The sequence below is a fragment of the Actinopolymorpha sp. B17G11 genome (assembly GCF_040196095.1).
Lineage (GTDB): Bacteria > Actinomycetota > Actinomycetes > Propionibacteriales > Actinopolymorphaceae > Thermasporomyces.
Genome location: NZ_JBEFTW010000036.1, coordinates 53,935 through 72,878, shown reverse-complemented (window position 1 = coordinate 72,878; position 18,944 = coordinate 53,935). Strand labels below are relative to the sequence as shown.

15 protein-coding genes are annotated in these 18,944 nt (G+C 70.1%); 6 read left to right on the top strand and 9 right to left on the bottom strand.

The window, feature by feature from the left end; genetic code table 11:
- The first annotated feature begins 48 nt into the window (after positions 1–48).
- Complete coding sequence (locus tag ABN028_RS28450) at positions 49–678, top strand: Rv3235 family protein (protein ID WP_349327075.1); 630 nt, start codon at positions 49–51, stop codon at positions 676–678.
- Positions 679–768: 90 nt separating this feature from the next.
- Here ABN028_RS28450 and secA read toward each other — a convergent pair whose 3' ends face one another.
- Positions 769–3,600, bottom strand: a complete 2,832-nt coding sequence (gene secA, locus ABN028_RS28445) for a preprotein translocase subunit SecA (protein WP_349698748.1) — start codon at positions 3,598–3,600, stop codon at positions 769–771.
- A 280-nt stretch (positions 3,601–3,880) separates the two neighbouring features.
- On the opposite strand from secA, the gene ABN028_RS28440 reads away from it, so the two are divergent.
- Positions 3,881–5,014 carry a GNAT family N-acetyltransferase gene (locus tag ABN028_RS28440; protein WP_349327071.1) on the top strand — a complete coding sequence of 378 codons (1,134 nt, stop codon included), beginning with the start codon at positions 3,881–3,883 and terminating at the stop codon, positions 5,012–5,014.
- A gap of 267 nt (positions 5,015–5,281) precedes the next feature.
- Here the strand turns inward: ABN028_RS28440 and ABN028_RS28435 are convergent, their stop codons facing one another.
- The 8 genes from ABN028_RS28435 to mtrA form a co-directional block, all read right to left on the bottom strand.
- Positions 5,282–5,983 (bottom strand): HAD family hydrolase, encoded by a 702-nt coding sequence (locus ABN028_RS28435; protein ID WP_349327069.1) that lies wholly within the window; start codon positions 5,981–5,983, stop codon positions 5,282–5,284.
- Between the two features lie 58 nt (positions 5,984–6,041).
- Positions 6,042–7,247 carry a winged helix-turn-helix domain-containing protein gene (locus tag ABN028_RS28430; protein WP_349327068.1) on the bottom strand — a complete coding sequence of 402 codons (1,206 nt, stop codon included), beginning with the start codon at positions 7,245–7,247 and terminating at the stop codon, positions 6,042–6,044.
- A 110-nt stretch (positions 7,248–7,357) separates the two neighbouring features.
- The gene (locus ABN028_RS28425; RefSeq protein ID WP_349327066.1) at positions 7,358–7,774 is read right to left on the bottom strand and encodes a response regulator; all 417 of its coding nucleotides are present in this window, start codon (positions 7,772–7,774) and stop codon (positions 7,358–7,360) included.
- Positions 7,775–7,974: 200 nt separating this feature from the next.
- On the bottom strand, positions 7,975–8,913 hold the full coding sequence (gene hpf, locus ABN028_RS28420) for a ribosome hibernation-promoting factor, HPF/YfiA family (protein WP_502879219.1): 939 nt from the start codon (positions 8,911–8,913) through the stop codon (positions 7,975–7,977).
- Between the two features lie 395 nt (positions 8,914–9,308).
- A complete protein-coding gene (locus ABN028_RS28415) occupies positions 9,309–10,061 on the bottom strand; it encodes a ComF family protein (protein WP_349327064.1) in 753 nt (250 codons plus the stop codon).
- An 11-nt stretch (positions 10,062–10,072) separates the two neighbouring features.
- On the bottom strand, positions 10,073–11,863 hold the full coding sequence (locus ABN028_RS28410) for an LpqB family beta-propeller domain-containing protein (RefSeq protein ID WP_349327063.1): 1,791 nt from the start codon (positions 11,861–11,863) through the stop codon (positions 10,073–10,075).
- Complete coding sequence (gene mtrB, locus ABN028_RS28405) at positions 11,860–13,503, bottom strand: MtrAB system histidine kinase MtrB (protein ID WP_349327062.1); 1,644 nt, start codon at positions 13,501–13,503, stop codon at positions 11,860–11,862. The genes ABN028_RS28410 and mtrB overlap by 4 nt, the downstream gene beginning before the upstream one ends.
- 162 nt (positions 13,504–13,665) lie before the next feature.
- Entirely contained in the window at positions 13,666–14,343 is a 678-nt protein-coding gene (gene mtrA / locus ABN028_RS28400; protein ID WP_349327061.1) for an MtrAB system response regulator MtrA, read from the bottom strand.
- A gap of 261 nt (positions 14,344–14,604) precedes the next feature.
- Between mtrA and ABN028_RS28395 the strand changes: the two genes are divergently transcribed.
- The 4 genes from ABN028_RS28395 to ABN028_RS28380 all read left to right on the top strand — a co-directional run bounded on the left by ABN028_RS28395 (position 14,605) and on the right by ABN028_RS28380 (position 18,939).
- Positions 14,605–15,873, top strand: coding sequence for a hypothetical protein (locus ABN028_RS28395; RefSeq protein WP_349698746.1), 1,269 nt, complete (start codon positions 14,605–14,607; stop codon positions 15,871–15,873).
- Positions 15,873–16,559, top strand: coding sequence for a DUF4129 domain-containing protein (locus ABN028_RS28390; protein WP_349698745.1), 687 nt, complete (start codon positions 15,873–15,875; stop codon positions 16,557–16,559). Before ABN028_RS28395 ends, ABN028_RS28390 begins: the two co-directional genes overlap by 1 nt.
- Positions 16,556–17,860, top strand: coding sequence for a DUF4350 domain-containing protein (locus ABN028_RS28385; RefSeq protein ID WP_349698744.1), 1,305 nt, complete (start codon positions 16,556–16,558; stop codon positions 17,858–17,860). Before ABN028_RS28390 ends, ABN028_RS28385 begins: the two co-directional genes overlap by 4 nt.
- Before the next feature lie 86 nt (positions 17,861–17,946).
- A complete protein-coding gene (locus tag ABN028_RS28380) occupies positions 17,947–18,939 on the top strand; it encodes an AAA family ATPase (RefSeq protein ID WP_349327056.1) in 993 nt (330 codons plus the stop codon).
- Positions 18,940–18,944: the final 5 nt, after the last annotated feature.

The window sequence follows — 18,944 nt, the reverse complement described above, 5'->3', positions numbered from 1 at the left end:
GCAGCAGACACAGCTCAGTAGGACATCTCGAACCGGGGGAATCCACCGATGACTGCCACCCAGACCATGCCGCGGCCAAGGACCCAGCCCGACGTCCACCGGCTTCCCCGCCGGATCCCCGGGCCCGCCACCGAGCCGCCCTACGACGACGAGCGTGGCTTCGACACCGACGGCCAGCTCACCGACGGCGCACTCGCGCTGGACATCTCCGCCAGCACGATGGTTGCCGAACCGGCCGTCGAGGAGCTCAGCGTCGCCCGCCACCTCCGCGTCGTGCAGGGGCCTGGCTCGAAGCGCCCGTCAGAGGACCCGTTCTTCGCACCACAGCCGACACCACGTGGCGCGCTCCCCGACCCGAAGTCGTGGTGCGGTCGGTTCGTTCAGGCCCTGATCGAGGTGCTCACCGGCGACCGTCCGTCCGCGCAGCTGCTGCGCTGGACCAACGAACGTGTCTACGCCGACGTCGTGGCGCGAGTACGCGCACTCGGCGGGGCACCGGTCACCGTCCGCGGCGGCCGTGGTCGGGTCCTCGTCCGGTCGGTCCACATCTGCGAGCCGCGCGACGGCGTGGCTGAGGCGGCTATCCACGTCAAGCACGGCGGACGTTCGCGGGCGGTCGCGGTCCGGGTCGAAGGACTCGACGGCCGCTGGCGGTGCACCGCGCTGCGGCTCGGCTGAGGTCCCGGTCGGCGGGCCCACCTGCGAGGGGGACGTACGAAGGGCACCCTCGACTCCGGTCGAGAGGTGCCCTTCGTACGTATGAGCCCGTCAGCCGTCCATCCGGGCGCGGGCCTTGGGGTCGCCATGGCAGCGCTTGTACTTGCGCCCAGAACCGCACGGACATGCCGCGTTGCGGGGAGTCCCCGAGTAGTCGGCGTGGGCACCGGGCGCGGCACCGGAGCGGGCAGCGGACTCGTTGCGGCGTACGACCCCGCCCTCTCCGTCGACCGTGGGTGCGCTGTAGGACAGGCGCGTCGGCCGCGCCGGCGCCGCGAGCCCACGGGCGACCACGCGCTGCGTGCGGGCTGACGGATCTGCGCTGTCGGTCGGTCCGGCCGACGGCTGGGCTCCGGCCGCGACTACCGGCTCCTCCGCGGTCGGCTCGGCCACCTGCACCTCGAGGTTGAACAGATAGCTGACCGACTCCTCCTTGATGGCATCCATCATCGCCATGAAGAGGTCGTAGCCCTCCCGTTGGTACTCCACCAGCGGGTCGCGCTGGGCCATCGCCCGCAGGCCGATTCCCTCACGGAGGTAGTCCATCTCGTAGAGGTGCTCGCGCCACTTGCGGTCGAGCACGGAGAGGATGACCCGCCGTTCGACCTCACGGAGCACCTCCGGCCCCAGCTCGGCCTCCCTGCGGGCGTACGCCTGGTGGGCGTCATCGCGGAGCCGGACGAGGAGGAAGTCGCGGCTGATGTTCTGCCGTCCGCCGGCCTCGGCCTCCAGCCGGGAGATTCCGAAGCTCACCGGGAAGATCTGCTTGAGGTCGGTCCAGAGCTGGTCCAGGTCCCACTCGTCCGGGTAGCCCTCGGTGGCGGCGGCGACGTACGCCTCGAGCGTGTCGTCGATCATCGGCTCGACCTGCTCGTGGACGTCCTCGCCCTCGAGGACCCGCCGGCGCTCGTCGTAGATGATGTGGCGCTGCCGGTTGAGAACGTCGTCGTATTTCAGGACGTCCTTGCGGATCTCGAAGTTCATCGCCTCGACCTGCGCCTGCGCCGACGCGATCGCTCCGGTGACCCGCTTGTTCTCGATCGGCATGTCGTCGGGGATGTTGAGCGTGTTGAGCACCCAGTCGACCCAGTCGGACTTGAACCGCTTCATCAGGTCGTCCTGCAGAGAGAGGTAGAACCGACTCTCCCCCGGGTCACCCTGCCGGCCGGACCGGCCGCGCAGCTGGTTGTCGATCCGCCGGGACTCGTGCCGCTCGGTGCCGAGGACGTAGAGGCCGCCCAGGGCGGTCACCTCGTCGTGCTCGGCGGCTGCCGCCTTCCGGAAGCGTTCGAGAGTCGCCGGCCAGGCGGCTTCGTACTCCTCGCGGTTCTCGGTCGGGTCGAGCCCCATCGCGCGCAGCTCGGTGTCGGCCAGGAACTCGGCATTGCCGCCCAGCATGATGTCGGTCCCGCGACCGGCCATGTTGGTAGCGACGGTGACGGCGCCCCTGCGGCCCGCCTGGGCGATGATCGCCGCCTCCCGCGCGTGGTTCTTCGCGTTGAGCACCTCGTGGGGTACGCCGACGCGGACGAGCAGCGAGGACAGCAGTTCGGACTGCTCGACACTCGTCGTACCGACCAGCACCGGCTGGCCTTTGGCATGGCGCTGGGCCAAATCCTCGACGACCGCGGCGAACTTCGCCTCTGTCGTGCGGTAGATCAGGTCCGGCTGGTCGGCACGGACCATCGGGCGGTTGGTGGGGATCTGCGTGACGCCAAGCTTGTAGATCTTGTCGAACTCCGCCGCCTCCGTCATCGCCGTACCCGTCATGCCGGCGAGCTTGTCGTAGAGGCGGAAGAAGTTCTGGATCGTGATCGTGGCGAAGGTCTGGTTCTCGTCCTTGATCGGGACGCCTTCCTTCGCCTCGATCGCCTGGTGCAGGCCCTCGTTGTAGCGGCGGCCCGCAAGGATCCGACCGGTGTGCTCGTCGACGATGAGCACCTCGCCGTCGACGACGACGTAGTCCTTGTCGAGCCGGAACAGCTCCTTGGCGCGGATCGCGTTGTTGAGGAACTGGACGAGCGGGGTGTGGACCGCTTCGTAGAGGTTCTCGATGCCGAAGTAGTCCTCGACCTTGTCGATACCACTCTCCAGCACGCCGACTGTGCGCTTCTTGATGTCGACCTCGTAGTCGACCTCCGGTCGCATCGAGGCGACGACCTTCGCGAAATCCCCGTGCATCCGCGAAGACCCCTCGGCGGCCGGGCCGGAGATGATCAGCGGCGTGCGGGCCTCGTCGATGAGGATCGAGTCCACCTCGTCGACGATGGCGAAGTGATGACCCCGCTGGACGCACTCCTCCAGGGACCAGGCCATGTTGTCGCGGAGGTAGTCGAAGCCGAACTCGTTGTTGGTGCCGTAGGTGATGTCGCAGGCGTACGCCTCGCGGCGCTCCGCCGGGGTCATGTGGGAGAGGATCACGCCGACCGAGAGCCCGAGGAAACGGTGGATCCGCCCCATCCAGTCGCCTTGGTACTTCGCGAGATAGTCGTTGACCGTGATGATGTGGACGCCCTCGCCGGTCAGGGCGTTGAGGTAGGCCGCCAGTGTGGAGACCAGCGTCTTGCCCTCACCGGTCTTCATCTCGGCGATGTGGCCCCGGTGCAGCGCGCCACCGCCCATGACCTGGACGTCGAAGTGCCGCTGGCGCACGGTCCGCTTCGCGGCCTCACGCACCGTGGCATAGGCCTCCGGCTCGATGTCATCCAGCGTCTCGCCCCCGGCCAGGCGGGCCCTGAACTCAGCGGTCATCTCCCGGAGCTTGGCGTCCGACATCGCCACGAAGTCCTCTTCGATGGTGTTGACCTCTTTGGCGACCTGGTGCAGCTTCTTGAGGGTTCGGCCCTCGCCGGCGCGCAGGATCTTGTCGAGCAGGACAGGCACGGACTCTCGGCTCCTCGTCGTAGCGGTTGCGACAACGCTGGTCAGTGGCTCGGCAGGCAGAGGGTGTCAACTCCTCCTGCCCGCCTCCGGCCATCGTAGGCGACATCTGCCACACCGTGTTTGCGCCGTCCTCGACCTTTTGCGGTGCATCCGACCCGTCCGCTCGGCCCCGAGGGCGCCCTTTGCCCCGCTTCTGACTCGCCTGCCCGGACCGGCCCGAGGAGGTGAGGGGGGTACACCCGGCCGGCGGCGTACGAACCGGGACAGGCACCCTGGGGGGATGGATTCCGTACGCCTATCCGCCGGACCCGTGGTGCTGAGGCGCCACCGCGACGACGACATCGACGGAGTGCTGGACCAGTGCGACGACCCGACGTCCCAGCGCTGGACGACGGTTCCCGTCCCCTATACGCGGGAGCACGCCGAGCAGTTCGTCCGAGAGCGGATCCCCACCGGCTGGAGTCGCGGCGACTACCTCGCGCTGGCGATCGCCGACGCCTCGACCGACGAGTACCTCGGCACGATCAACTTCGTGGTGGACGGTACGGGTGCCGGCGAGATCGGCTTCGGTCTGCGGGCCTCGGCTCGGGGCAGGGGCGCGATGGCGGCGGCGGTGCGGGCCGCCTGCGGGTGGGCGTTCGCATCCGACGGTCTCGGCCTCGGCGTGATCCACTGGCAGGCACACGTCGGCAACTGGCCCTCCCGCAAGGTCGCCTGGCGGACCGGATTCCGGCTCGAGGGCGCCGTCCGCGGCTTCTGCGTCTCCCGCGGCCAACGCTACGACGGCTGGATCGGCTCGCTGCGCGCCCAGGACCCCCGCGAGCCTGCCGCGCCGTGGTACGACGTGCCGGTCCTCCGCTCCGACGCCTGCGTTCTCCGACCCTTCCGTACCTCCGACGCCGATGCCGTCGTGGAAGGCTGCGCCGACCCGGTGACCCAGCACTGGCTTGGCGGCTTGCCGACGCCGTACACCGCGGGCGAGGCCCTCGGTTACATCCAGAGCCGGGAGGAGGAGCACGCCATGGGCCGCGGGATCTACTGGGCCCTGGCCGACCCGGTCTCCGACCAGTGCATCGGTTCGTTCGGGCTGATGGGTGTCGACCACTCGACGGGGACCGCCGAGATCGGCTACTGGGTGCATCCGAAATCGCGTGGCCGTGGGGTCGCGACGGCGGCCACCCGGCTGGTGGTCCGGCATGCGGCCATCGCCACCGAGGACGGCGGGATGGGCCTGCGCCGACTGACCCTGCGGGCCGCCGCCACCAACGTCGCCTCGGCGAAGGTGGCCGAGCGGGCGGGCTTCGTCGCGTCAGGGCGGGCGCGGGCGGCCGAACGGCTTGGCGACGGAACGTATGAGGACCTGATCGCCTTCGACCTCCTCACCAGCGAGCTGCCCGCTGACGCGGGGGCGTGACCGGGCGCGCCCGGCGTGCGGGAGGCTGAAGGTTCGATGGACATGCGAAGGGCGGCTGCCTCCCACGCCGGACAGCCGCCCCGCTTCCCGGTGACCTTCGCCGCGGCCGTGTAAGCGCAGGGGTGGGCGCGAGCGACGTGGCCTCGCCGGGAGCCTGACAGAGCATGCCACCTTTGTCCCCGAGCTGAAAACCGGGTCCCCCAAATTCGTGCCGCATTTTCGTTCCGTATAACGAGGTTCTCATCTGGTGAGCGGGGCCGACGCGGCTCACGTGACTGCCATCGCCCACTCGAGCGCGACCGGGAGGTGGGCCAGCGACGTGATCTCCGCGTGCGGGGTGATGCCGCGCGGCGCCGTCTCCCCGCAGCGGTTGAGCCAGACGCCACGCCAGCCAGCACACTGGGCGCCCACTACGTCGCTGTACAGCGAGTCGCCGACCATGACAGGGGCCGTCGTGAGATCCCCCGCAGCGGCCGCGGCGATGTCATAGAGCCGCCGATCGGGCTTGCTCACGCCGTGGTCCTGGGCGAGCACGACAGCCTCGAACCTTCCGGCCAGCCCGCAGCGCTCGGGGTCGCCGTTGCCGTTGGTGAGAAGCCCGAGGCGGTACGACGACGCGGCCAGCGCGTCGAGTGTGGGAACCACGTCGGGATAGAGCTCGATGTCGTCGAACCTGTGCCGCATGAACAGCTCGTACAGGTCGCGGGCAAGGTCAGGATCTTGCGGCCCGCAGCGCCGGACGGTCCGGTCGAACGCCTCCCATCGGATCTCGTCCATCGTCCAACCCACGTGGCGATGTTCCGTCGCGACCGCATCACGGTCCGCGATCAGAGTTTCCACAGTGAGCTGATCGGTCGCCGCTCCGGGCCGCCGGGTTCGCAACTCACGCAACGCAATCGCCAGCGCATGCCGCATCACGGATGTGAAGTCCCACAGGGTCTGGTCGCCATCGAAGAAGACGAAAGGCATGCGCGTCATGGTGAGACGGCCCTGTCCGGACGATGGGACGCAGTCATCACGAACCTGGTCATGCCAGGACTGCCTTCTGCAGCGGCCGGGCGAGATCGCCACGGTCGACCACGTCGATACCCGCGAGACCGAGCCACTCCGCCATGCTGGCGAGCTCGGCCGCGAGCTCCTCCGCGGTCTCCGGCGGTGCATGCTCCTCGGCGAACGCCGACTGCACGCGCAGGACCCGCGCGGCCCGGTCCGCCTTGAGATCGACCCGCGCGACGAACCGGTCGCCGAGCAGGAACGGAAGAACGTAGTAGCCGAAGACCCGCTTGGGCGCCGGCACGTAGATCTCGATCCGGTAGTGGAGTCCGAAGAGGTTCTCCGCGCGGTCACGCTCGAACACCACCGAGTCGAACGGACCGACCAGCGCCCGGGCACGGACGCGGCGCGGGATCCTGGCCTCGGTGTGGAGGTAGGCCTGACGGTTCCAGCCGTCGATGCGTACGGGAGTCAGCTCACCGGCGTCGACGAGCTGCGTCACCGCGGTGGCCGTCTCCCGCGCGGTGAGCCGGAAGTAGTCCCGCAGGCATCGCTGGGTAGCCACGCCGTAGGCCCGGGCCGCGATCCGCACCAGCTCCCGGTGCGCCTCCTCGTCGGTCGGCGTGGGCGCGGCCGTGATCGCCGGCGGGAAGACCCGCTCGGGCAGGTCGTAGACCCGCTCGAAGGCGCCGTTGCGGCCGGCCGAGGTGACCTGGCCGGTGTAGAAGAGCCACTCGAGGGCGACCTTGACCGCACTCCAGTTCCACCCCCAGTTGTCCCGTGGCCCAGGAGGTGCGTCGTGCTCGATCTCACGGGCTGTCAACGGACCCTTGTCAGCGACCTCGGCAAGCACCCAGTCGACGAAGCCGGGCTTCTCCTCCCCCATCCGCCGCATGTTTCCCCATGCCTCTTCGGCGGCACGGGCCATCCGGAAGCGCAGCGCCGGCTGCGTCTGCACCGGAACGAACGACGCGACATGCGCCCAGTACTCGAAAAGTCGCCGCGGCGCCCTGCCGGCCGCGCGGTCGAGCAGGGTCGTGGGATAGGGCCCGAGCCGGCTGTAGAGCGGGAGGTAATGCGCCCGGCTGAGGACGTTGACGGAGTCGATCTGCAGGAGCCCGACATGACGCAGCACGCGGTCGAGGGCCCGCACGTCGAGGCGGCCCGTCGGTCGCGGATCGGCGAATCCCTGGGCGGCGAGGGCGATGCGTCGGGCTCTGGCGGCGGTGAGCGTCTCCACGACCAGACATGGTGGCACGAACCACCGACAGCCACTCCTGTCGTCCGTCGGTCGTCAGGGTCGCGGGTGGCGGGTGGCGGTTCAGTCCGGTCGTACCGACGACTGGCCGATCAGGCGGCGGCGCTCCTGGCGACCATCCGGATCGCACCGGCAACGTCGTCGATCGGGCTGTCCTTGTCCACCTGCCCGTCGGCGCCGAGGCGGATCAGCTGGTCGAGCGGTTGGTTCCCGCCGGTGGCGAGGACGACGATGCGGGTGGACGGTGCCAACGCCTTGATCCTGCGGCGGGTGTCGACGCTGTCCCACGGCGGCATGCAGGGGTCGAGGAGGACGACGTCCGGCCGGCTCTCGGCGACCAGTCGGATGGCGGCCAGGCCGTCACGGGCCTCACCGACGACGTCGATGTCCTGCTCCTGGTCCAGCAGCAGGCGAAGACCCCTGCTGGAGAGCTCGTGATTGTCGACGACGGCGACCCGCAGGGGGCCTGGGTCGCATGGGGTTGTACGCAATGGCGAGGTCTTGACCACCTGCGAATAATTGCACGACCGCCAGACCCAGGCAGCGGTTTTCCGCAGGTCGGGCAAGAATTCCGCACTTCGGGCGAGGACTCCCGCCGCAGGGTGCGGGGCGGTCGGCGAACATCCGCCCCGTCAGGGCGTACCGAACTCGTGATCATGAAGATTCCGACGGCCACAGGTCCGCAGAATCTTCATGATCACGAACATGATCACGGGGTGACAGGCAAGTCGGCCTCCGCACACTCCAGCCGGATCACGCCGTAGTCGTAGCCGCGCCTGCGGTAGACCACACTCGGCCGTTGGGTGGCGGCGTCGATGAACAGGTAGAAATCGTGGCCGACCAGTTCCATCTCGTACAACGCCTGATCCAGCGTCATCGGCCGCGCCTGGTGGATCTTCTCGCGGACGACGAGGGGTCCGTCACCCTGAACCTCGATGCCGGCGACCGTCTCGACCTCGGTGTCGGTCTCGACGTCGGTGTCGGTCTCGACGTCGGTGCCGGTCTCGACATCGGTATCCGTCAGGACAGCTGGGCCAGCCCAGACATCGGCCTCTGGCGCGGTCGCGGCGATCGTGGAGGTCCTGGCGCCCGGACTCGACTCACCTCCGCCCGTCGCCCCGCTCTCCTCGCTGCCCGAGCCGCGCAGGCCGTTCAGCGAACGTTCGGAAGTCGATGGCGGGTCCAGGCCCGCCGTGGCCTGCGCCACGGAGATCGGGGTACGGGACCCGTGATGTACCCGGCGACGGTCGGCCGCCTTGCGCAATCGGGCGATCAGCTTGTCGAGCGCGAGATCCAGCGCGGTGAACCGGTCCGCGGCCGCCGCCTCGGCCCGCACCAGCGGGCCGCGTGAGTAGACGGTGAGCTCGACGCGTTCAGAGCTCGAGGCGGACCGGGTGTGTTCCTTCGAGACCTCGACCTCGATGCGGATCACCCGCGACGTGAAGCGCTCCAGGCGCTTGATCTTGTCCTCGACGTGCCGGCGAAAGCGGTCAGTCACCGCACAGTGACGACCTTGAACCACGACGTCCACGCGAACCTCCCCACTAGCAAACTTCTTCGAGGTTGTGGCGCTCGTACCGAGGGCCGCTATCACCTCCCCCGATCCAGCCGAGAACGGACCGTTCGAAATGGCCGTGTAAGGGTGCATACCCCACTTGGGTGCGACGTATAGCGCTCGTTGCCCGAAAGCGTCGATGTGCCGCGGCGGCCGGAGTGGCACCCGCCCGGCCGACCTGGTCTTCGTCCCCACATCCGCCTGCCGAGGGTTTCGCGGTGGCTGATGCGCTTCGTACCACTACTCCCCTTCTCCCGGTCCGGAAGGTATCGGACCTTCCGTCGGGGCAGGGCTTACTTCTAAGCCGCACCGTGATCGGTCGACAAGAAGTCGCCTTACGTGGGCCGTTTCGCCTGCGGCTGGCATCGGCTTGCCAGACGCCGACGCGAAAGTCGACGCGACGTCCGGCGCAACCACGGACCCGGGCGGGTGCCATGTCGAAACGCTAACTCCCGCGCGACGATCCTGAAACCCGGGAAGCGCGTTGATCAGGACGGACGTATCGGGCCGCGGCGTTGGGTGGCTGCCACCACCGCGGCCGAGCGCACCTTCGCACCCGCCCGGCGGAGGGCGTTCGCGGCTTCGACGAGCGTGGTACCTGTGGTCACCACGTCGTCCACCAGGATCACGCACCGACCTGCCACCACTGATCGGAAGCGCTGCTTGACCTCGAACGCGCCGGCGAGGTTGGCCCGCCGCGAAGCTGCGTCGAGTCGACCCTGGTCGGCGACGGTACGCACCACCTCGAGGGCCCTGCAGACGCGCGGACCGCGACCGTAGAGACCCGACAGCCATCCCGGCCCCGTCGCCCGTCGGACGATCCGCAGGAGGGGGTCATGGCCCCTCGTACGTACCGCGGCCCGTCCGGACGGCACGGGCACGATCAGGACCGGCAACGATGTCGGCACGGGTGCGGGCAGTGCAGCAGCGGCGGAGAGCGCACCCGCCAGTGCGGCACCGAGCGGTGCGGCGAGGCTGGTCCGCCCACGTTCCTTGTGCGCGAGCAGAGCGGACCGGGCGACTCCGTCGTACGCCGACACCGCCCACACCGGCGGCAGCCCGGTCGGCGCCGGATCGGGTGCGGTCGGGAACGCCGGCCGGACGAGGAGCCGTTGACACCCAGGGCAGAGAGCGCGTCCCGGTCGGGTGCATCCCACACACCTGCTGCCGAGGAAGAGGTCGGCCGCGTCGTCACGGACCAGCCCGGCCACGAGAGCGCCCAGACCGGCGGCGCGCGTCACGCCGTCCACTCTCATCCCGGGTACGCCGGACACGTCGCGACCCCCTGGTCCGTCCACAGGTAGTTCTTGTCCTCCAGATGCAGGTGTCCGTCCTCGCCGCCGAGCAGGAGCGGCTGGTCGGGCGCTGCCGCCAGCGTGCGCGAGCCCGGGCCGGAGCTGTGCTCGACGACCTCCGATCCGTCCACGGAAACGAGTGCGGGCCGCGAAGCCGACTCCTCGTCGGAGCCGATGACAGCCACCTGGTCGAAGTCGGACCAGGCGAGGTCACTCATGGAGGTCATCGCCACCGGAACCTCACGCAGACCGCGGATCGCGATGGAGTCACCGCGTTCGATCCGTCCCATCAGCAGGCGGGTGACGCCGTTCTGCTCGACGAGCGTCGCGACCCGCGCTCCTTCGCGGGACACTTTCAGTGCCAGGACGTTGCGGCCCGTCAGGCCGGGCGCCACCACTGTGGAGACTTCGTCGTGGTCATCGACCACGACGATGGACGACCGGCCCGCACGCCGGTCGACCAGCCAGAGCCGTCCGGTCCGGTCCCAGGACGGTTCGGCGATGTCGGTTCCGCGTAGGACGGTCCGGGTGCCGGCGGCCGACCCGTGAACGCTGGCGCTCCGCCCGTCGGCCGACACGGTGGCGAGCCAGTCCGATCCGCTGCTCGCGTCTGGGTCGAGCGGCTGGCCGGAGGTCCGTTCGCCGAAGATGCCCACCGCGATCGACCTCGCGCGCACCGGCCCGTTCCCCAGCTGTCCCGCGACCGGGACCTGTCGGTCGGGCCCGAGCATGACAACCCGGCCGTCAGCCAGCGCATAGGCGCCGCGTGCCGAGCCGGCGACACCCGGGTCGTACGCCGACCAGGTGGTCGCGTCGCCCCGCGAGCCGGCGTTCTCGGCGCCGAGGGGAACGTGGTCGACGGTGACCCGGACCTGCCGTACTCCCGACACCTGGCCCAGCGTCCAGGAGAGCTGGGCGAGGAGGAACCGCCGTTGCGGGTCGTACAGCTCGAGGACCTTGCGGTCGAGGTCGACCGTCGCCACGCCGTCGTCGACGGTGACGGCCGGTGCGGCCAGCCTCGTGTCGTCGGGCAGTGCCGACCGGACGGCGGGTCGCAGCCACGGGGACGGCCCACCCAGCAGGGCGTTGACGAGAAGCGTCTCGAGGTGACCTCGCAGGGGGACATAGACCGGGTCAGGGACGAGGATCTCGAAGTCGGGGTCGAAGAAGAACAGGTTGTACCGCTCGTACTCCCGGTCGAAGTTGAAGATCGACATGACGAACGCGTCGGGAGGCTGGCTGATCCGCCACTCGCCGTCGACCTTCGTCATCTTCAGGTCGAGCTCGATCTTCTCGCCCGGCCTCGCCTGCGTCCACGCGCCGTTGGCGCTGACCTCGGCCAGCTTCGGTACGTCGAGGGCGATCTTGCCCGGGGCGGCTTCGGAGATGGGGACGGCCGCGCTGTCGTAGACGAGAACGCCCCTCGGCTGCCACCGCTCGCTGACGGCGGGAGCGAGGTATTCGCGGGCGACCGGCTGCCCGGACTGGTAGCTCGCCATCGAGTCCAGGAATCCGCGAGCCACCTGTTGGGCGCTGTCGCCGGGCTCGGGACCGGTCACGAGGACGGGCAGGGAGGTCTCGCCGGGCTCGCTGGTCCCCATCGACTCGTACTTCACCGGGCCACTGGACGGGATGCGCGCACATGCGCCGAGGGCGACGACGAGGACAAGGCCGGCAAGGACCGCGGCCGGCACGGTGGCGGCGTACCGCCTTGTCGTGTGCTTCGGACTCGTGGAGGGTGAGGTCATCGGGCGCTCCCGGCGATACCCGGGGCGGGAACCTTGGTGGGTTCGATCGGCGCCGCATGCGCGTCATCGGGGACAAGCGGGATCGGTGACTTCTGCGGTGGCTCCAACGCCTTGCGCGACACCGTCAGCCGGAAGTTCGCCCCCTTGCCGGGCTCGCCCCACGCCTGCAACCAGCCGCCGTGCAGCAGGACGTCCTCCAATGCGATCGCGAGACCGAGCCCGGTCCCGCCGGTGGTGCGGGCTCTCGCCGGATCGGCCCGCCAGAACCGGTCGAACACCATGGCCGACTCCCCCGGCTTCAGTCCGATGCCGTGGTCGCGGACCGACACCGCGCACGTGGAGTCCCCGTTCGCCACCTGGACCACGATGTCGCGTCCGTCGCCGTACTCCACCGCGTTGTTGACGAGGTTGCGGAGTACGCGTTCGATCCGGCGCGAGTCGATCTCGGCGACCACCGGCGTGTCCGGGAGCCGGACGTCGATGCGGCTGCCCTTGCGGGCGGCGATCGGCTTGGCACCCTCGACGACCCGCCGGGTCAGGTCGCGCAGGTCGGCGTCTTCGAGTTCGAGGGCAGCGGCCCGGGCGTCGAAGCGGCTGATCTCGAGCAGGTCGCCCAGCAGCGCCTCGAACCGGTCGAGCTCGGCCTGCAGCAGTTCGGCGGAGCGGGCCACACCCGGCTGGAACGCGTCCCGGGCCTCGTGGAGCACGTCGGCTGCCATCCTGACCGTCGTGATCGGAGTACGCAGCTCGTGGGAGACGTCGGAGACGAACCGACGCTGGACGCGGGACAGCTCCTCGAGCTGGCGGATCTGGCGTTGCAGGTTGGTCGCCATCTGGTTGAACGACGTCGCCAGCCTGGCCAGGTCGTCCTCACCGCGCACCGCCATGCGTTGGTCGAGCAGGCCGGCGGCCAGCCGTTCGGCCACCTGGCGGGCGAGCCGGACGGGTGTGACCACCTGCCGGGTGACGAACCACGCCACACAACCGAGCAGGACGACGATGAGGATGCCGACCGCCACGAGCGAACGGCTGAGCAGGACGAGCGTCGCTTCCTGCTGCTGCAGGTCGAACAGGTAGTAGATGTTGAGCGTGGCACCGCTGCGCGGCTCGTGAATGGCGGATCCGACGGCGAGCCCGGGTGTGTTGTCGCCACTGGCCCGGCGGATGACGGTGTAGCGATAGGCGACCTGGCCGGCCTCCACGCCCTCCCGCAGGTCGTCGGGGACGCTCGTGGTGAGGACGGTCGCCCGGGTCGATCGCGCCACCGTCTGGGAGCCGCCGACCGCGGGCAGGACGTCGAGCACCACGTCGTAGAGCCCGCCGGATGCACCTCGCAGGGCGATGTCCTGAGCCAGCTGGGTCGTGAGCTCACTCGGGTCGCCGGCCGGCTCGGCATCGTCGATGACGGACTGGGCAGTGCGGAATCCGGCTGACGCCTCACCCACCGACGCCGCGACCTTGGCCTCGAGCACGCCGTCCGCGACCTGCCGCAGCAGGATCCAGCCGACGAACAGGGTCACGACAGCGGACAGCACGAGCGTCCCGGTCACCACCCGCAGATGCAGTGAACGGCGCCATAGATCGGCGGACCGGCGGGTCGCACGGACCGCCGGCCCCATGGCCGTACTCAGGATCTGCATGGAATCCGCACCAGCACTTCAGGGGGACGGGCGAAGGGACGGATGCGGCCGCCGCCGCGATGATCGACGTGAGCTGTCTGCCCAGACTCTACGATGTCACGCAAGGTAGGCAGTCATGCCCGCGGAGTGAATGTTGGTCCCGCGTAGCTGTCGCTTCCCTGGCTACGAAGGACCGGCCTTGTAACCGACCCCGCGCACGGTGACGACGATGTCCGGATGCTCGGGGTCCTTCTCGATCTTGCTTCGCAGCCGCTGGACGTGGACGTTGACCAGCCGGGTGTCGGCGGCATGCCGGTATCCCCAGACCTGTTCGAGAAGCTCCTCCCGGCCGAAGACCTGCCACGGCTTGCGCGCAAGGCAGACGAGAAGGTCGAACTCGAGCGGCGTGAGCGCGAGCGCGACCCCCTCGCGCTTGACCGAGTGGCCGGGCACGTCGATCACCAGATCGCCGATCGTCAGCGTCTCCGGTGTGGCCTGGTCGACCCGCCGCAGCCGGGCCCGAATCCGGGCGACCAACTCCTTGGGCTTGAACGGCTTCATGATGTAGTCGTCCGCACCCGACTCGAGGCCCAGCACCACATCGATCGTGTCGGTCTTCGCCGTGAGCATCACGATGGGGACGTCCGACTCGGCCCGGATCTCCCGGCAGACCTCGATGCCGTCCTTGCCAGGCAACATCAGGTCAAGCAGCACGACATCGGGCTTGGTCTCGCGGACCTTGCCCAAGGCGGCTTCCCCGGACTCGCAGAAAACCGGGTCGAGCCCCTCGCCACGGAGGACGATTCCCAGCATCTCGGCGAGGGCCATGTCGTCGTCGACGACCAGAATGCGACCTTTCATGAACCCATCGTCCCACCGAGCGTGGCACGATGGCTCGGCACGACCCGCAGATGCCGAGGCTGGTTCCGGCGCCCGGGCGGTGGACAAGCCCCGGCAAGCCGCGAGGACCCGCCCCGTACAGTGCACGTTCTGAGCAGTTATGGGCACGTCTGGGACGTCTCCTGACCACGCTCGGGACGGGTATCGAGCACGTCCGGGACGTGTGCTGAGCACGTTCGTCCACGATGGGATCCGTTCCCCACCACACGTGAGGTGCGCGAGATGACAGCAGCAGGGACTCCACCCGGCCCGCCGGCGGGTGGCAGTGAATGGGGCCCGCACAACAGTCCTCCGCAGGGTTCCCCCCAGGCTCCTCCGCCGGGTGCGCCGCCCGGTCCACCGCCGGCGCCCGGCGCGCCCCACGGATTCCCTCCCGGCCCGCCACCGGCCGGTCCACCCGCCCAGCCCGGCTGGGGCGCACCGGCCGGCCCTCCGGCGGGCTGGGGACCACCGCCGCCGTGGGGCTCTGGCTCCACTCCCTGGGGAAAGCCACAGGCACCCAAACCGGGCGTCGTACCCCTCCGCCCGTTGGGATTCGGTGAGCTGCTCGACGGAGCGTTCACCACCGTCCAGCGCTATCCGAAGATCATGCTCGGGATGTCCACCGCGATCATGGCGGTGGTCGGCGTCGCCAGCGTCGCGGCGTTCTTCCTCGGCTTCGGCGACCTGATGGCGATGGGCGACGACGAACTCCTCGACGTGAGCGACAGCGTCTGGATCCAGGTCGGTGCCAGCATGTTCGGCCTGATGCTGGCGACGTGGATCGCCAGCATGGTGCTCACCGGCATGATCACCGCCACCGTGGCCCGCGGCGTCCTGGGCCGACCCATCACCGTCGGCGAAGCGTGGACGACGGCTCGGACCCACCTGCTCCGGCTGCTCGGGCTGACGCTCGTCCTCGGTTTCGGCTGGACCATCGCGATCGGCGTGCTGGTCGGCATCGTCGTCGCCGCCACCTTCATCCATGTGGCACTCGCCGTCCTGCTGGGCATCGTCGTGACGCTCGGCGGCATCTTCGCCATGGTCGTCGTCGGCACCCGGCTGGCGGTGGCCGCGGCCGCACTCGTGCTCGAGTCCCGCCCTGCCCACCCCGGCATGCCGGACGGCCACCAGGAGAAGCTGGGCGTCTTCGCGTCGATCGTTCGTTCGTGGAACCTCATCAAGGGCCGTACGTTCAGGACGTTCGGAGTGCTGTTCGTCGCGAACCTGGTCGTCAGCGTCATCGCGTCGATCCTGCAGACGGCGTTGATGTTCGCGGGGAGCGGCGCCGCCGTCGGGTTCGGCGAAGAGAGCACGACCGGCATCATCGTGGCCGGTCTGCTGTTCGGCATCGGCTACCTCGCCTCGATGGTGCTCCAGGTCGCGTTCCTGTCCGCGGTCACCGTCCTCGTGTACGTCGATGCGAGGATGCGGAGCGAAGGCCTCGACATCGAGCTGGCCCAGGCGGCGGCGACAACGACCGGAGCGGCCTCGCCCTGGGCGACCGCGTGATGCCGCAGGTTCTGGGCGGGATCGTGGAAAGGTCCCTCGCCGCGCCGGATCCGCCGATCGACATCGGGCGGGACGACGCGGCCCGAGCGGCCCGGGAGGAGCTCGGCAAGAGCATCTACCACCGCGACGAGCCGGGCGTGGTCTCCCGGGTTCTCGGCTGGCTGTTCGAGCACGCCGCCCAACTCCTCGGCTACCTCGCCGAGATGTCGCCCGGCGGCTCCTGGGGACTCCTCGCGCTGGCGGCGCTCGTCGTGCTCGCGGTGATCATCATCCGGTGGCGGATCGGCGCCGTCGCGCGGTCGGCGAGCGTGTCCGCGAACACCGTCTTCGCCGGGCGCGTACGCTCCGCCGCCGAGCACCGCGCGGCGGCCGACGCCGCTGCCGGAAGGGGCGACTACGCCGCGGCCTGCCGTGAACGCTTCCGGGCGCTGGTCCGCGAGCTCGAGGAACGCACGATCCTCGATCCGCGCCCCGGCCGCACCGCCGACGAGGTCGCACGCGAGGTCTCCGTGCTCGCCCCTGAGGCCGCGGGTGAACTGGGTGCCGCGGCCCAGGTCTTCGACGAGGTGTCCTACGGCGACCGGAGGGCCGCGGCCGAGGACGATGCGGCGATCCGGCAAGCCGACGACCTCGCCCGCCGGATCCGGGGGCGCGGCGCCCTCGCCGGCAGGGCAGGAGTGGGATGAGTCCGACGGTCTACGGCAGCGCGAGCTCGGCGGGCGACGGCAGCGCGAGCTCGACGGGCGACCGCACGCCGAGCCCGTCGACCGAGCACACCGCGAGCGCACCCGCTGACCCGGCTCGGAGTCGGTCTATCGATCCGACCGGCGGTGACGTCTGGCGGCGACTGCGCGGGCCACTCGCCATCGCGGCGGTCCTCGTCATCGTCGGTGGCCTGATCGCCGTCCTGCAGGGGCGCTCCACCGGTGGTCCGCTCGATCCGGAGTCCGCGCGCAGGTCGGGTGCGCGCGCACTCGCCGTCCTGCTCGCGGACCAGGACGTCGAGGTGCGACGGGTGCGTACCCTCGACGCCGCACTGGCGTCCGCCGCCGGCGACACGACCGTGCTGGTGACCCAGTCGGACCTGCTTGTACCGTCCCAGCTGCGGCGGCTGGCCCGCGCCGAGACACGCCACTTCGTCCTCGCCGAACCCGGCGAGGAGGTTCTCTCGGCGCTGGCCCCGAAGGCCCTGACCGCCGGGTCCGCCATTCCGCGTACGCGTGAGCCCGGCTGCGACCTCCCGGCGGCGCGTCGTGCCGGCAGCGTCCGGGTCGACGGACCGATGTACCGCGCCCCGGAGGCGGAGGGCGCCACGACCTGCTACGGCGACGTCACCAGAGGTGCCATCGTCCGGCTCACCGGCGTACGTCCTCGCGGTGAACGCACGGTCGACATTGTGGGGACGTCGGTGTCGTTCACCAACGGCCAGCTGGGCGAGGAGGGCAACGCCGCCCTCGCGCTCAACCTGCTCGGCCGGCACCGCACGCTGGTGTGGTACATCCCCTCGCTCAGCGACGTACCCCTCGCGGACCGACCCGAGGCGGGTGCGCCACCGGACGTACTCCGGATGCTGCCCACCGAGCTGCAGTTCGGCGTCGCGCAGGTCGCGGTGGGCGTCGCGCTGCTGATGGTGGCGTACGCCCGAAGGCTCGGCCCTGTCGTCGCCGAGCCACTCCCGGTCGTCGTCCGCGCATCCGAGGCGGTGGAGGGTCGCGCCCGCCTCTACCATCGTGCGCGGGCCCGGGACGTCGCCGCCGCCGCACTGAGGGGTGCGACGCGGAACCGACTGGCGGCCCGGCTGGGGTTGTCGCCAGGAACCGCGCCCGACGTGGTGGCCGCCGCGGTCGCCGCCCGTACCGGTCAGCCGCCCACCCAGGTCGCTTCGCTCCTGGCCGGGCCCGGCGGTCCGGAACCCCACGACGATCCCAGCCTTGTCCGACTCGCCGACGCCCTCGACACCCTGGAGCAGGAGGTACGCCGATCGTGACCGACCAGGCGGCTGCGCCCAGCCAACCGGCTGTGACCGGTGAAAGAACAGTGGCCCGTGAAGAAGCGGTGACCCATGAAGAAGCGGTGACCCGTGAAGGAGACGCGACCAGCCGCTCCACACCCACCGCGGAGTCCGCGCGGAACGCCCTCGTCGCCCTGCGCGCCGAGGTCGGCAAGGCCGTCGTGGGACAGGACTCCGCGGTCACCGGCCTGCTCATCGCGTTGCTCTGTCGCGGACACGTCCTGCTCGAAGGCGTACCCGGCGTCGCCAAGACACTCATGGTGCGCGCCCTCGCGGCGGCGCTGCGACTGGACACGAAACGGGTGCAGTTCACGCCCGACCTGATGCCCGGTGACGTGATCGGTTCGCTGGTCTACGACACGCGTTCGGCGGAGTTCGAGTTCCGCAAGGGACCGGTGTTCACTCACCTGCTGCTCGCCGACGAGATCAACCGGACGCCCCCCAAGACGCAGGCGGCCCTGCTGGAGGCGATGGAGGAGCGGCAGGTCTCGGTGGACGGCACGGCCCACCCCCTGCCCGACCCGTTCGTGGTGGCCGCGACGCAGAACCCGATCGAGTACGAAGGGACCTATCCCCTGCCGGAGGCGCAGCTCGACCGGTTCCTGCTCAAGCTGTCGCTGACTCTGCCGTCCCGTACCGAAGAGGTCGAGGTCCTCGGCCGCCACGCGGCCGGCTTCGACCCGCGCGACCTCGACGCGGCAGGAGTCCGGCCCGTCGCCGGCCCGGCCGAGCTTGCCGCCGCTCGCCAGGCCGTGGCACAGGTCCAGATCCATCCCGAGGTCCTCGGCTACGTCGTCGACATCTGCCGGGCGAGCCGCGAGTCCCCGTCGCTGCGCCTCGGCGTTTCACCCCGTGGCGCGACGGCGCTGATGCGAGCCGCGCGTGCCTGGGCGTGGCTCTCCGGACGCACCTACGTCACGCCGGACGACGTCAAGGCCCTCGCCCTTCCGGCGCTGCGGCATCGCGTGGAGCTGCGGCCGGAAGCCGAGCTCGAGGGTGTCTCCGCCGATGCGGTCCTGAACGGCATCCTGGCCAGCGTCCCCGTGCCCAGGTAGGGCTT